General features: G+C 37.3%; 13 protein-coding genes. 12 read left to right on the top strand and 1 reads right to left on the bottom strand.

The genetic code is table 11. The features are described 5' to 3' along the window. The first annotated feature begins 285 nt into the window (after positions 1-285). From MKO96_RS04255 to narI, 4 genes are read left to right on the top strand one after another with little or no spacing between them, the layout of a single operon-like run. Positions 286-3,969, top strand: a complete 3,684-nt coding sequence (locus MKO96_RS04255) for a nitrate reductase subunit alpha (protein WP_240586784.1) — start codon at positions 286-288, stop codon at positions 3,967-3,969. Further along, positions 3,959-5,434, top strand: coding sequence for a nitrate reductase subunit beta (narH, locus tag MKO96_RS04250; RefSeq protein WP_240586783.1), 1,476 nt, complete (start codon positions 3,959-3,961; stop codon positions 5,432-5,434). Before MKO96_RS04255 ends, narH begins: the two co-directional genes overlap by 11 nt. Positions 5,435-5,453: 19 nt before the next feature. After that, positions 5,454-5,984, top strand: a complete 531-nt coding sequence (gene narJ / locus MKO96_RS04245) for a nitrate reductase molybdenum cofactor assembly chaperone (protein WP_240586782.1) — start codon at positions 5,454-5,456, stop codon at positions 5,982-5,984. Positions 5,985-6,001: 17 nt separating this feature from the next. Then, positions 6,002-6,691: a respiratory nitrate reductase subunit gamma gene (gene narI / locus MKO96_RS04240; RefSeq protein ID WP_240586781.1), complete on the top strand. Its 690-nt coding sequence runs from the start codon at positions 6,002-6,004 to the stop codon at positions 6,689-6,691. Between the two features lie 93 nt (positions 6,692-6,784). Here narI and MKO96_RS04235 read toward each other — a convergent pair whose 3' ends face one another. Next, positions 6,785-7,477, bottom strand: coding sequence for a Crp/Fnr family transcriptional regulator (locus tag MKO96_RS04235; RefSeq protein WP_046953630.1), 693 nt, complete (start codon positions 7,475-7,477; stop codon positions 6,785-6,787). Between the two features lie 278 nt (positions 7,478-7,755). Here MKO96_RS04235 and moaA point away from each other — a divergent pair, with 278 nt between their 5' ends. From moaA to MKO96_RS04195, 8 genes are all read left to right on the top strand, one after another. Further along, entirely contained in the window at positions 7,756-8,769 is a 1,014-nt protein-coding gene (moaA, locus tag MKO96_RS04230) for a GTP 3',8-cyclase MoaA (RefSeq protein WP_240586780.1), read from the top strand. A 17-nt stretch (positions 8,770-8,786) separates the two neighbouring features. Continuing rightward, positions 8,787-9,800 carry a molybdopterin-synthase adenylyltransferase MoeB gene (locus MKO96_RS04225; RefSeq protein ID WP_240586779.1) on the top strand — a complete coding sequence of 338 codons (1,014 nt, stop codon included), beginning with the start codon at positions 8,787-8,789 and terminating at the stop codon, positions 9,798-9,800. A 43-nt stretch (positions 9,801-9,843) separates the two neighbouring features. Continuing rightward, complete coding sequence (locus MKO96_RS04220) at positions 9,844-11,133, top strand: molybdopterin molybdotransferase MoeA (RefSeq protein WP_240586778.1); 1,290 nt, start codon at positions 9,844-9,846, stop codon at positions 11,131-11,133. A 44-nt stretch (positions 11,134-11,177) separates the two neighbouring features. Next, the gene (locus MKO96_RS04215) at positions 11,178-11,648 is read left to right on the top strand and encodes a molybdenum cofactor biosynthesis protein MoaE (RefSeq protein ID WP_240586777.1); all 471 of its coding nucleotides are present in this window, start codon (positions 11,178-11,180) and stop codon (positions 11,646-11,648) included. Further along, a complete protein-coding gene (moaD, locus tag MKO96_RS04210) occupies positions 11,645-11,878 on the top strand; it encodes a molybdopterin converting factor subunit 1 (RefSeq protein WP_000573685.1) in 234 nt (77 codons plus the stop codon). Before MKO96_RS04215 ends, moaD begins: the two co-directional genes overlap by 4 nt. Before the next feature lie 80 nt (positions 11,879-11,958). Next, positions 11,959-13,128 carry a nitrate transporter NarK gene (narK, locus tag MKO96_RS04205; RefSeq protein WP_240586776.1) on the top strand — a complete coding sequence of 390 codons (1,170 nt, stop codon included), beginning with the start codon at positions 11,959-11,961 and terminating at the stop codon, positions 13,126-13,128. Positions 13,129-13,396: 268 nt separating this feature from the next. Then, positions 13,397-13,594 carry a PspC domain-containing protein gene (locus MKO96_RS04200; RefSeq protein WP_088093176.1) on the top strand — a complete coding sequence of 66 codons (198 nt, stop codon included), beginning with the start codon at positions 13,397-13,399 and terminating at the stop codon, positions 13,592-13,594. Positions 13,595-13,779: 185 nt separating this feature from the next. Continuing rightward, entirely contained in the window at positions 13,780-14,157 is a 378-nt protein-coding gene (locus tag MKO96_RS04195; RefSeq protein WP_240586775.1) for a SpoIIAA family protein, read from the top strand. The last annotated feature ends 7 nt before the right edge of the window (positions 14,158-14,164 follow it).

Below are 14,164 nucleotides of genomic sequence, written 5' to 3'. Positions count from 1 at the left end.
GTGAAGAAAAAATTCAAAACTCTGTTTCATATATTTATAAAGAAAAATGTAGGGGTTTCTCCTACGTTTTTTCTTTTGCAAAATAGTCAAACTCTCAAAATACTATTCTCCTAATAATTAAGATTAACCATAAATCTTCACAACGAAACAAAAGGTCTTCTCGCAAACTTATTTTCTACTGAATTTTTGACAATCTCTTGAACTGTGCGAAATGTCACATCTGTATTTTACAACCTCTTTTATAGTAAGGGTATGTAAGAGAGACGTATTAAAGGAGTGAACAGTATGAAGAAGAAACCTTCAGCACTAATGAGACGTTTAAAATATTTTTCACCAATAGATCGTTATAACGATAACCATACGCAAGAAACATATGAAGATCGCGAATGGGAAAATGTGTACAGAAAGCGTTGGCAGCATGATAAAGTAATTCGTTCTACACATGGAGTGAACTGTACTGGTTCATGTAGTTGGAATATTTATGTGAAAGATGGAATTGTAACTTGGGAAGGGCAGGAGCTTAACTATCCAACAACAGGTCCTGATATGCCTGATTTTGAACCGCGAGGATGTCCGCGTGGAGCAAGTTTTTCTTGGTATATTTACAGTCCACTTCGTGTGAAATATCCGTATGTACGTGGTGTTCTTTGGAGTATGTGGCAAGAGGAGTTACAAAATAACGAGTCACCATTAGACGCTTGGAAAAGCATTGTGGAAAACCCTGAAAAGGCACGTACGTATAAGCAGGCGCGTGGTAAAGGGGGATTCATTCGTGCGAATTGGGATGAAGTGTTACAACTCGTTTCAGCTTCTTTACTTTACACAGTAATAAAATACGGTCCAGACCGAAATATTGGTTTTTCACCAATTCCAGCTATGTCGATGTTAAGTCATGCAGCTGGTAGCCGCTTTATGCAACTTATGGGTGGACCGATGCTTAGTTTTTATGATTGGTATGCAGATTTACCACCAGCTTCTCCGCAAATTTGGGGCGATCAAACAGATGTACCAGAAAGTAGTGATTGGTATAACTCTGGTTACATTATGACATGGGGTTCAAATGTACCGATGACGAGAACACCAGATGCACACTTTTTAGCAGAGGTTCGATATAAAGGAACGAAAGTCGTTTCTGTAAGTCCTGACTTTGCTGAATCTACAAAGTTTGCGGATGATTGGATTAGTGTGAAACAAGGTACAGATGGTGCACTTGCGATGGCAATGGGGCACGTAATCTTACAAGAATTTTACGTAGATAATCAAGTGGAATACTTCACAAAGTATGCGAAGCAATATACTGATTTTCCTTTCTTCGTCACATTGAAACAAAAAGGAGATCAATACGTTGCTGATCGTTTCTTAAATGCTTCTGATATTGGACGCGAAACAAAGTTAGGAGAATGGAAACCTGTACTATGGAACGAGAATACGAACGATTTTGCAACTCCTCACGGCACAATGGGGTCACGTTGGGATAACGAAAAGAAATGGAACTTACGTTTAGAAGATGAAGAAACAGGGGAAAAGATTGATCCACGTCTTTCTTTACTTGGAATGGAAGATAATGTTGAAACTGTACAAATTCCGTACTTCTCTGATGATGGAAACAAAGTATTAGAACGTACAATTCCAGTGAAAAAAGTTATGACAGAAGAAGGAGAAGTGTTCGTTACAACTGTATACGATTTAACATTAGCAAATTACGGCGTAAACCGAGGACTCGGCGGGCAAGAGCCGAAAGATTTCAATGATGATGTACCGTTTACGCCTGCATGGCAAGAGAAAATGACAGGGGTGAAACGAGAGCTTATTATTCAAATTGCTCGTGAGTTCGCACAAAATGCTGTTGATACGAATGGTCGCTCAATGATTATTGTCGGAGCGGGTATTAACCATTGGTTTAACTCTGATACGATTTATCGCGCCGTTTTAAATCTTGTTCTTCTCGTTGGGGCACAAGGTGTAAACGGCGGTGGTTGGGCGCATTATGTTGGTCAAGAAAAATTACGACCAGCAGAAGGATGGCAAACGATCGCGATGGCAAAAGATTGGCAAGGGCCACCAAAATTACAAAATGGTACATCTTTCTTCTATTTCGTAACAGACCAATGGCGTTATGAAGATACACCAGTTGGACATTTAGCATCACCAATTGAAGGTAACTCACGTTATCAACATCACGGTGATTATAACGTATTAGCAGCACGACTCGGCTGGTTACCTTCTTATCCGACATTCGAGAAAAATGGGATTGAATTATATAAAGAAGCTGTTGCTTCTGGTGCAACAACACAAGAAGAAATCGGAAAATACGTTGCTCAAAAATTAAAAGATAAAGAACTGAAATTTGCGATTGAAGATCCAGATAACAAAAATAACTTCCCGCGCAACTTATTCGTATGGCGTGCAAACTTAATTTCAAGTTCTGGTAAAGGGCACGAATATTTCTTAAAACATTTATTAGGTACAACGAACGGATTAATGAATGACGATAGTGATTCGTTACGACCAGAAGAAATTAAGTGGCATGAAGAAGCACCAGAAGGGAAGTTAGATTTACTCATTAATTTAGATTTCCGTATGGCTGGAACAGCGCTTTATTCTGATATCGTTTTACCAGCTTCAACTTGGTATGAGAAGCACGATTTAAGTAGTACAGATATGCATCCATTTGTACATCCGTTTAATCCGGCAATCGGTTCACCATGGGAAGCACGCTCTGATTGGGATATTTTCACCGCTCTTTCTAAAGCTGTGTCAGATTTAGCGAAGAAAATCGATCTTGAACCAATGAAAGAAGTCGTTGCAACACCACTTCTTCACGATACACCGCAAGAACTAGCGCAACCACTTGGCAAGATTAAAGATTGGAGTAAAGGCGAGTGTGAACCGATCCCAGGTAAAACGATGCCACAAATTCATGTTGTCGAAAGGGATTATAAAACGATTTATGACAAAATGACTGCGCTAGGACCAAATACCGGAAAACAGCCGATTGGTACGAAAGGGATTTCTTGGTCCGCAGAAAAAGAATATGAGCAATTAAAGAGCCGATTAGGAGTCGTTCGAACGGATTCTATTGCGAAAGGTTGCCCAGACATAAAAGAAGCAATTAATGCTGCTGAAGCGGTATTAACACTTTCTTCTACAACAAACGGTCATATGGCTGTAAAAGCATGGGAAGCACTTGAAAAACAAACGGATTTAAAACTACGTGATTTAGCAGAAGAACGTGAAGAAGAATGTTTCACATTCGAACAAATTACAGCGCAGCCGAAAACAGTAATTACTTCTCCAGCCTTTACAGGTTCAGAAAAAGGTGGACGCCGTTATTCACCATTTACTACAAATGTAGAACGTCTCATTCCTTGGAGAACGATAACTGGTCGACAATCTTTCTATTTAGATCATGACATGATGAAAGAATTTGGTGAAACGATGGCAACATTTAAACCAATTTTGCAACATAAACCGTTCCGTAAATCACGGCCTGAAGTAGAAGGGAAAGAAATTACATTAAACTATTTAACACCACATAATAAGTGGTCAATTCATAGCATGTATTTCGATTCATTACCGATGTTAACGCTGTTTAGAGGTGGTCCAACTGTTTGGATGAATAAAGAGGACGCTGCAGAAGCTGGCGTTGCAGATAATGATTGGATTGAGTGCTTTAACCGTAACGGAGTTGTTGTAGCGCGTGCTGTTGTAACGCACCGTATACCAAGGGGAATGGCATTTATGCACCATGCACAAGATCGTCACATTAACGTGCCTGGTACGAAATTAACAAGCACCCGCGGGGGAACACATAATAGTCCAACCCGTATTCATGTTAAACCAACACATATGATTGGTGGATATGGCCAATTAAGCTATGGATTTAACTACTATGGTCCGACTGGGAACCAGCGTGACTTAAATGTCGTAATCCGTAAACTGAAGGAGGTAGATTGGCTTGAAGATTAAAGCACAAGTCGGAATGGTAATGAACTTAGATAAATGCATCGGCTGCCATACTTGTAGCGTAACATGCAAAAACACCTGGACAAATCGTCCAGGTGCTGAATATATGTACTTCAATAACGTAGAAACGAAACCTGGTATTGGTTATCCGAAGCAATGGGAAGATCAAGAGAAATATAAAGGCGGCTGGGAATTGAAAAATGGTGAAATTCAGCTGAAATCCGGTTCGAAAATGAAGCGTCTTATGAATATTTTCCACAATCCAGATCAACCAACAATTGATGATTACTTTGAACCTTGGAACTATGATTATGAAACGTTAACAAATAGCCCACAGCGTAAGCATCAACCAGTTGCTCGTCCGAAATCAGCAATTACAGGCGAATTTATCGACAAAATTGAATGGGGTCCAAACTGGGAAGATGATTTAGCAGGCGGACATATAACAGGATTGCAAGACCCGAACGTAAAGAAAATGGAAGAAGAAATTAAAACGGATTTTGAAAATGTCTTTATGATGTATTTACCGCGCATATGCGAGCACTGTATGAATCCATCTTGTGTATCTTCTTGTCCATCTGGTGCGATGTATAAACGTGAAGAAGATGGGATTGTCCTTGTGGATCAAAATGCATGTCGTGCTTGGAGATTCTGCGTATCTTCTTGTCCGTATAAAAAAGTGTATTTTAACTGGCAAACAAATAAAGCTGAAAAATGCACAATGTGTTTCCCACGTATTGAAGCGGGTATGCCAACGATTTGTTCGGAAACATGTGTAGGACGTATTCGATATATTGGGGTAATGCTATATGACGCTGACAAAGTAAAAGAAGCGGCGTCTGTTGAAGATGAAAAAGATTTATATGAATCTCAGCTTACTGTTTTCCTAGATCCAAATGATCCAGAAGTAGCAGCTGAAGCGAAAAAACAAGGGATTCCTGAAGAATGGATTAAAGCGGCACAACAGTCACCAATCTATAAAATGATTATCGATTGGAAAATCGCTCTACCTCTTCATCCAGAGTATCGTACAATGCCAATGGTTTGGTATATCCCGCCGCTTAGCCCCATTATGAACATGGTGGAGGGGAAAGGTAGTAACTGGCAAGCAGAAGAGATTTTCCCTGCTATTGATAATATGCGTATTCCAATTCAATATTTAGCAAATTTACTTACTGCAGGAGATGAATCCCATATTCGTCTAACATTGAAAAAAATGGCTGTTATGCGAACACATATGAGAGCGTTGCAAATTAATAAAGAACCAAATGAATCGGTATTAAAAGAACTTGGCTTAACGAAACAGGATGTAGAAGATATGTATCGTCTTCTTGCTATCGCGAAATATAAAGATCGCTTCGTCATCCCGACATCTCATCGCGAGCAAGTTGCAGATTTATATAACGAACAAGGAAGCTGTGGTTTATCCTTCACAGGTGGCCCAGGATCTTGTATGACAATTTCTTAAATAATGGGGGCGGAAAAATATGAAACAAAGTTTAAAAACTGCTTTTTCATGTTCTTCATTCCTTCTCTCCTACCCGGAACTAGGTTGGAGAGAAGCTTTAACTGAATTGCAAGAAGAGATTGAAGCAATTGAACAGGAAGACGTTAAAGTAGCACTTACAGCATTTATAAAGCAAGCGCTGGATAAAATGGATGATCAATTAATTGACTGTTACGTATATACATTCGATTTTGGTAAGAAGACAAATATGTATCTTACTTATATGAACACCGGTGAACAAAGAGAAAGAGGTATTGAGTTATTAGAGTTAAAACAGCATTATAAAAAATCTGGTTTTGAAGTAACAGATAAAGAATTACCTGATTATTTACCGCTATTGCTTGAGTTCTTTGCAAATGCAAATGAGCAAGACAGTGAACCAATTATGAGTAAATACAAGGAGAACATACAAGCATTACACGTTCAGTTAAAAGAAGCTGATAGTATGTATGAACCAATTCTTACGGCTGTTCTACTCGCTATCGATATATGGAGTGTACAGACAAATTAGAAAGGAGAGTTGTCAAAATGATGGATCAATTTCTATGGGTATTGTTTCCCTATATCATTTTTGCAATCTTTATCGGTGGACATATTTTTAGATACAACTATGATCAATTTGGATGGACATCAAAATCTAGTGAACTATTAGAAAAGAAAATACTTCGAATCGGAAGTCTATTATTCCACTTTGGTATCATGTTCGTAATTGGCGGTCATGTTATGGGGATATTAATTCCAGAGGCTGTATATCGTTCAATAGGTATTTCTGAGCATATGTATCACATAATAGCAATTAGTTTCGGACTTCCGGCAGGTATTGCTTCTATCATCGGTTTAATTATATTAACGTACCGCCGCGTAACAGTAAAACGTATCATTGCAACGAGTACAAAGGGAGATTATATTGCGCTTATTTTATTACTTATCGTAATGCTAGCAGGACTTTCCTCAACGTTTTTAAACATCGACTCAAAAGGGTTTGATTATCGTACAACGATCGGTCCGTGGTTCCGAAGTCTCTTCATTTTCCAACCGAAAGTTGAATATATGATGGAAGTACCTGTATGGTTTAAAATTCATATTCTTGCAGGAATGGGGCTTTTCGCAGTATGGCCATTTACTAGACTGGTACATGTATTTAGTGCCCCAATTAAATATTTAAGCCGTAGTTATGTGATTTACAGAAGACGTATTCCTAATGAATTGAAAAAATGATTTAGTTTTATATGTTTAGTAATTTATAAGGAAAGCCGAGATCTAATTGGAGACCTCGGCTTTCCTTATAGGTATAAGTATCTAAATAAGATGCTAATCAATACTACAAACAGAGGCAGAGCAATCTTCACATGCAATTTCACATTTTAAAAATTGTAAATCGTGGATTGTAATCTTTCCTTTATGAATAGAAATTGTGCCTTGCTTTTTTAATTCATTTAACATTCGATTTACACTTTCACGTGAAGTTGCACAGAAATTAGCAAGTTCTTGATTCGTTAAAGGTAAATCGATGAGAATACCATTTTCTTTTAACACACCATAACTATTTGTCATTCGAATGAGAGTAGAATACAAGGCACCTTTTTTGCCATGCAATACTAAATCTCGGAACTTTGTTTGCATTCTTCTTAAATGTTCACTAATCCATTTCATAAATTCAAATACAAGTGCGGGCTTTTGGAGTAATTCTCTTTCTAACGCTTCACGCTTTATAACGCCTACTTCAACATCTTCAAGGCATTTTGAATTTAATAAATACTTCGCATCGTCCGTGAACAATGTTAATTCTCCAATAATGTCATATGCCGAACAAATACGGAGTGTCAACTCTTGCCCGTCAGCACTTAGTTTACTAATTTGTACTTTTCCGGAGTGGATGATATAGAGTTCGGTTGCCTCCATACCTTCTTGAAAAATAAAACTTCCTTTTTTAATTTGCATTTTATATTCAACAGATGCAAGTAATTCCTTTAAATCTTGAGATAATTTCATACTGTTTGTCACAGCAATCACCTTTCTTCTTATAAGCAATACCTTTCCTATTTTGAGTGTAAGTATGCTGAAAATGCAAGAGCTATTTCAAAATTGTTGTAAAATTTCAATGACCGTAAGGAGTAGGGATCGAAGATGTGAACAAAATGCGAACAGATTTGTGAAGAATTTTTGAATGGGGAAAGTAATGTGAGAAAAGTCACATTGAATATGTCGCTTCTTTTTTATAATGAAGGCAAATAAAAAAACGAAAGCTTACTAAGGATTTGAGCAGAAAAGAAGGGATATAGATGCACGAGAAAATGAAAGATTCTTTAGAACGGCCACTTCAAGATTTACGTATTTCAGTTATTGATCGTTGTAATTTTAGGTGCACATATTGTATGCCTGCTGAAGTGTTCGGACCTGATTACGTTTTTTTACAGGAAGAGTTTTTATTAACGTTCGATGAAATAGAAAGATTAGCACGATTGTTTATAAGTATGGGAGTCAATAAAATTAGGCTTACTGGCGGCGAACCGTTATTGCGTAAAGACTTACCGAAGTTAATCGCAAGGCTTACAAAGTTAGAAGGCTTAAAGGATATTGGGCTCACAACAAACGGAATTCATTTAGCAAAACAAGCTAAGGCGCTAAAAGTTGCGGGATTAAAACGCGTAAATATTAGTTTAGATGCAATAGAGGATCATGTCTTCAAAAAAATAAATGGCCGAAATGTAAGCACAAAACCTGTATTAAAAGGAATTGAAGCAGCGAAGGCAGCTGGATTAGAAGTGAAAGTAAATATGGTCGTAAAAAAAGGAATGAATGATAGTCAAATTCTTCCTATGGCTCAGTATTTTAAAGCACAAGAAATACAGTTACGTTTCATTGAGTTTATGGATGTTGGCAGTACGAACGGATGGAATTTTGAACAAGTCATTACGAAGGAACAATTAATAGAGAAAATTAATCATGTATATCCGATTGAGCCTGTTCAACCTCGTTACTTTGGAGAAGTTGCAAAATTGTATCGATATGTAGGGAGCGATGCCGAAGTTGGATTTATTACTTCAGTATCTGAGTCATTTTGTTCTTCTTGTACGAGAGCTCGTATTTCGGCAGACGGCAAGTTTTATACGTGCTTATTTGGAGAAAAAGGAACGGATTTGCGAACGCTTCTTCGAGAAAATATTTCGGATACCTCACTACTAAAAATTCTCCAACATACATGGGAGTTTAGAACAGATCGATATTCAGATGAAAGAACTGCTGAAAGTACAAATAAACGATTGAAAGTTGAAATGTCTTACATTGGTGGATAGTGAAAGGAGGATTCCTTATGAAGGAGCGTTATTCAAGGCAAGTGTTGTTTTCTGAAATTGGTGAAATGGGACAAAGGAAAATAAGAGAAAAGCAAGTGCTCCTAATCGGTGCGGGTGCACTAGGAGCTGCAAATGCGGAAGCGCTCGTTAGGATGGGAATTGGAAAGTTGACAATTGCCGATCGTGACTACGTCGAATGGAGTAATTTACAGCGGCAACAGTTATATACAGAAGAAGATGCAAAGCAGTCTAAACCGAAAGCAATTGCAGCGGCAGAACATTTAAGAAAGATTAATTCTGAAGTGGAAATTGTACCAGTTGTAACGGATGTCACAATGCAAGAAATAGAAGAGTTAACAAAAGAAGTGGATCTTATATTAGATGCGACTGACAATTTTGATACGCGCCTACTTATAAATGACATCTCACAAAAAGAAAATATACCTTGGATATACGGTGGCTGCATTGGAAGTTACGGTGTAACGTATACAATTCTTCCAGGGAAAACACCATGTTTTCGCTGCTTAATGGATCATCCAATGGGGGGTGCAACATGTGATACAGCCGGAATTATTCAGCCAGCGGTACAGATGGTTGTTGCTCACCAAGTAACAGAGGCGATGAAAATATTGGTGGATGATTATGAGTCGCTAAGAGGAACGATGTTATCATTTGATATTTGGAACAATCAATATCTCTCATTAAAAGTAAATAGACAGAAAAAAAGTACATGTCTATCTTGTGGGAAATCACGAACGTATCCAAGTCTAGCATTTGAAGCGCAGATGAAAACTGAAGTGTTATGCGGACGGAATACAGTTCAAATCCGTTCAGGAATAAAGAGAGATCTTAATTTAAACGAAATTCAAAAACGATTACAAAAAAGTGTACATGTCCAAAAAACGCCTTACTTACTATCATTTCTAATTGATGAATATCGTTTCGTTTTATTTACAGACGGTAGGGCATTTATTCATGGAACAAATGATGTGAAAATAGCAAAACGATTATACGCAAAATATATAGGATGAATATAGAGAAAGAGTCCCCTTATTAAAACGAGGTGAAAAAGGAATGTTACAAACACGTATACCAATTTCAGTGGCAGAAGCAGTTGCACGAGTAATGAAATACGCTCATCAAGGTGAAATAGAAGAGGTTTCTCTTATAGAAAGTTACGGAAGAATTCTTGGAGAAGATGTTATTGCAGATCATGACGTCCCTCATTTTGATCGCTCTCCATACGACGGGTTTGCGATTCGAGCAGAAGATACAAAAGAAGCAAGTAGCAGTAATCACATTCTGTTTGAAGTAATTGGTGAAATTGGAGCCGGTTTTGTTTTTACAGAAGAAGTGAAAGCATTTCAAGCTGTCCGTATTATGACAGGAGCCGCAATTCCGAAAGGGTGTAATGCGGTTGTTATGTTAGAGCTAACGGAAGGATTTGAAGAAAAAGAAAAGACGTATATGAAATTAAAACGCTCCTTCGCCGCCGGTGATAACATTTCTTTTAAAGGTGAAGATGTAAAACAAAATACCATCCTTGTGAAAAAAGGGACTGTTATTAACCCTGGAGTAGTGGCGCTTCTTTCTACGTTTGGTTATAGTACTGTACACGTTGTAAAACAGCCGGTTATTGGAATTGTAACGACAGGAAGCGAACTGCTTGAAGTACATGAACAATTAAAGCCAGGGAAGATTCGAAATAGTAGCTCCTATATGATAGCTGCACAAATTGAACGAGCGGGCGGAGTTGTACAGTATTATGGACAATTCGCTGACGATTTTGAGACGTGTTATAACACTGTAAAAAAAGTGATAAAAGAAGTCGATATTTTAATTACAACTGGTGGTGTTTCAGTAGGAGACTATGACTATTTACCCGCTATTTATGAGAGATTACGAGCTAATGTACTTTTCAACAAAATAGCGATGCGACCAGGAAGTGTGACAACTGTAGCTGAGCTAGAAGGAAAACTATTATTTGGTCTATCTGGTAATCCTTCAGCTTGTTATGTCGGTTGTGAATTATATGTTCGGCCAGTCATTGGAACATATTTGCATAGAAAAGATTCGCACATATATCGTGCAGAGGCAATATTACAGAAAGACTTTCCGAAAGCAAACCCATTTACTCGTTTTGTACGAGGGAAAGTGGAAATTGTAGATGGAACATTGCAAGCTACACCAGTTGGTTTAGACAAATCTAGTACAATTTCTTCACTTGCAGAGGCGAATGCATGTATCGTACTGCCGGGAGGAACGAGAGAATTTGAAGCAGGAATAACTGTTTCGGTACTGTTATTAGAATCAAATGTCGGAAGTGAGTGGCCGTGGGAAGAACCACTTCGATCATACAAATAATAGAAAAATAGATTGCTAACCTATACGAAGATAAGAGGTGCAAGATGACACATATGTATTATGAAGTAATTGATACACCTATTTCAATTGAAGAAGTTACAAACAAAGTAATTTGTCGTGAGTGTGGTGCTGTTACTAATTTCATTGGTACTGTAAGAAAATTTACGAAAGGACGTCGTACACTATATTTAGAGTATGTAGCATATAAAACAATGGCAGAAAAACAGCTTGAGAAAATTGGTACCGAAGTAGGAGAGAAGTGGTCTGGGACATATGTCGCCATTACACATCGCATTGGTACATTACAAATTTCTGATCTTGCTGTTGTCGTCGCGGTTTCTACACCGCATCGGAAAGCAGCCTATGAGGCGAACGAATATATTATGGAGCGTATAAAACAAATTGTTCCAATTTGGAAGAAAGAGTTTTGGGAAGATGGTGAGTCATGGATAGGTGATCAGTTAGAGAAGGTGGCGTATGCAAATGGTGAGCCTGAAAAGGAGATGAGAATATGATTGAAGTACTATTATTTGCACATTTACAAGAAGAAGTAAGTAAGTCAGCATTACACATAGATTGTGAAAATATTACGGTTGCTGAACTAAAGGAAGTCCTTATCACGAAATACAACGTAGCAATTTCAAGTGAGATAATGGTCGCTATAAATGAAGAGTATGCAAATGAGGATGATATCATTCAAACTGGCGATGTCATAGCAATGATTCCGCCAGTAAGTGGTGGTTGATTCTTTTCAGCCTAATCATGTTAGGACGTGATTAAGCTGGAGAGAATGAATATAACTATGCATACATAGGAGGGAACAGGATGAAAAGTCATAATTTTCAATTAATTTTACAAACTTCTAATCTAGTAATCGGTTTTATGGTGTGGGTCATTTTATCATCATTAATGCCTTATATTAAAGTGGATATTCCATTAACTGCGGGACAAATTTCTATGGTAACAGCAGTACCGGTTATTTTAGGTTCTGTTCTTCGCATTCCAATTGGTTATTGGACAAATCGTTTCGGAGCAAGAAAATTATTCTTTATTAGTTTTATTCTATTATTATTTCCTGTCTTTTATATTAGTGTTGCCAATTCAATGATGGATTTAATTATTGGTGGCTTATTCGTCGGAATCGGTGGGGCCGTATTCTCCGTAGGGGTAACTTCTTTACCGAAATACTTCCCGAAAGAGAGTCACGGTTTTGTAAATGGTATTTACGGTGTCGGTAACGCCGGAACAGCAATTACTTCGTTTTTAGCACCTGTCATTGCAACTTCAGTTGGCTGGAGAACGACGGTACAGTGTTATTTAGTTTTACTTGCAGCGTTTGCACTTATGAACTTTTTATTAGGAGATCGTAAGGAGAAAAAGGTGAATACACCATTAACGGAACAAATAAAAGGTGTATATAAAAATGAAAAACTTTGGTTTTTATGTATCTTTTACTTTTTAACATTCGGATCATTTGTCGCATTTACAGTATACTTACCAAACTTTTTAGTATCTCACTTCGGATTAGAAAAAGTAGATGCAGGTATGCGGACAGCCGGATTCATCGTTCTCGCAACAATTATGCGTCCGATTGGTGGTTGGCTTGGTGATAAGTTTAACCCGTTTAAAATATTAATCTTCGTATTTATCGGTTTAACACTTTCAGGTATTATTTTATCATTTATGCCTAGTATGAACGTATATACATTTGGTTGCCTACTAGTCGCATTTTGTGCAGGGATTGGTAATGGTACAATCTTCAAACTCGTTCCAATGTATTTCTCAGAACAAGCTGGTATTGTAAATGGACTCGTTTCAGCTTTAGGCGGACTAGGAGGGTTCTTCCCGCCCCTAATTTTAACTTTACTATTCCAACTAACAGGTCATTATGCAATTGGATTTATGGCATTATCAGAAGTCGCACTTGCTTGTTTAATCATTACAGTATGGATGTATAGTCAAGAAAAGCTGTTAGTGATGTTAAAGAATCACTAATAAAGAAAAAGAACCCTCCTAAAGTAATCTAGGAGGGTTCTTTTAGTAATAGGCTTCGATATGTTTTTTATTGCTAGCTTAACAAACACTTGTATTCTAAAATAATGTGGTTTGAAAATGAAAAACAGAAGTTTTATGGAATTTTATGTTAAAATATAGATATCAGAAGTTATTCAATTAAAGGGTCAGTTAAAGAAATTTTAAATCTCTTCCAAAGATCGAACTAATTTTTAGCATACAAAGATTTAATTGGAGCGGGGGTGTTTAGATGAAAAAACTATATAAGTCCACTAAAGATAAACAAGTATCAGGTGTATTAGGTGGCTTAAGCGACAAGTATGGAATTGATGTAAGTATTCTTCGCATAGTAACTGCATTATCAGCTTTTTTTACTAGTGGATTTACAGTGTTACTTTATATAATTGCTGCAATTGTTTTGCCTACGGATAAAGAAATTAAGGGATAAATGTATGACCTTAAACCTAATTCTACAATCAGGAACTTTAAAGAAACGAGTAGATAAAGGCATTCCGCTTCTTACACGTTTAGCGTACTAGAAAGAGGCTTCCTTTGGTCAGCTTGCTTTTGTAGGGATGGGAGTATCAAGTAAGAGTGTTATGAGATTTTTACGCTAAGGGGGATGATTCTAAGTTGAATAAACGGAATATTAGAACGACAGTTTCAGGAGATTTGATTGTTACCCATCTAATTGGCCAGATTAAAACAGAGGATGTGTATGAATGGTTTAATGGTTTTGAACAGGTTTGTCAGCAATTTATTTCTGAGGGGCGGAAATACAAATTATTGGTAGATAGAAAAGGATACAAGCCAACTCATTTTTCTGTTCAAAAAGTATGGAAAGATAAGTTCTTCAATGAAACCATTTTGAATCATAGTAAGGCAATTGCATTTCTTCTTGAAGAAGGGGAGATACTGAATTATTTGCAACAATCCAATACGAAAGAATCTGTGAAATTTTTTGATGATTATGAAGAAGCGCTAATTTGGTTGGATGAATACCCAATATAAAAAACTG

The organism is Bacillus sp. ES1-5 (assembly GCF_022487605.1).
Lineage (GTDB): Bacteria > Bacillota > Bacilli > Bacillales > Bacillaceae_G > Bacillus_A > Bacillus_A wiedmannii.
The sequence above is the reverse complement of the archived record's forward strand: the minus strand, read 5'-3'. Positions and strand labels throughout refer to the sequence as shown.

Coding starts and splice junctions, on each gene's coding strand:
- MKO96_RS04255 (WP_240586784.1), top strand. CDS start 286: ATGAAGAAGAAACCTTCAGCACTAATGAGACGTTTAAAATATTTTTCA.
- narJ (WP_240586782.1), top strand. CDS start 5,454: ATGAAACAAAGTTTAAAAACTGCTTTTTCATGTTCTTCATTCCTTCTC.
- narI (WP_240586781.1), top strand. CDS start 6,002: ATGATGGATCAATTTCTATGGGTATTGTTTCCCTATATCATTTTTGCA.
- moaA (WP_240586780.1), top strand. CDS start 7,756: ATGCACGAGAAAATGAAAGATTCTTTAGAACGGCCACTTCAAGATTTA.
- MKO96_RS04225 (WP_240586779.1), top strand. CDS start 8,787: ATGAAGGAGCGTTATTCAAGGCAAGTGTTGTTTTCTGAAATTGGTGAA.
- MKO96_RS04220 (WP_240586778.1), top strand. CDS start 9,844: ATGTTACAAACACGTATACCAATTTCAGTGGCAGAAGCAGTTGCACGA.
- MKO96_RS04215 (WP_240586777.1), top strand. CDS start 11,178: ATGACACATATGTATTATGAAGTAATTGATACACCTATTTCAATTGAA.
- moaD (WP_000573685.1), top strand. CDS start 11,645: ATGATTGAAGTACTATTATTTGCACATTTACAAGAAGAAGTAAGTAAG.
- narK (WP_240586776.1), top strand. CDS start 11,959: ATGAAAAGTCATAATTTTCAATTAATTTTACAAACTTCTAATCTAGTA.
- MKO96_RS04200 (WP_088093176.1), top strand. CDS start 13,397: ATGAAAAAACTATATAAGTCCACTAAAGATAAACAAGTATCAGGTGTA.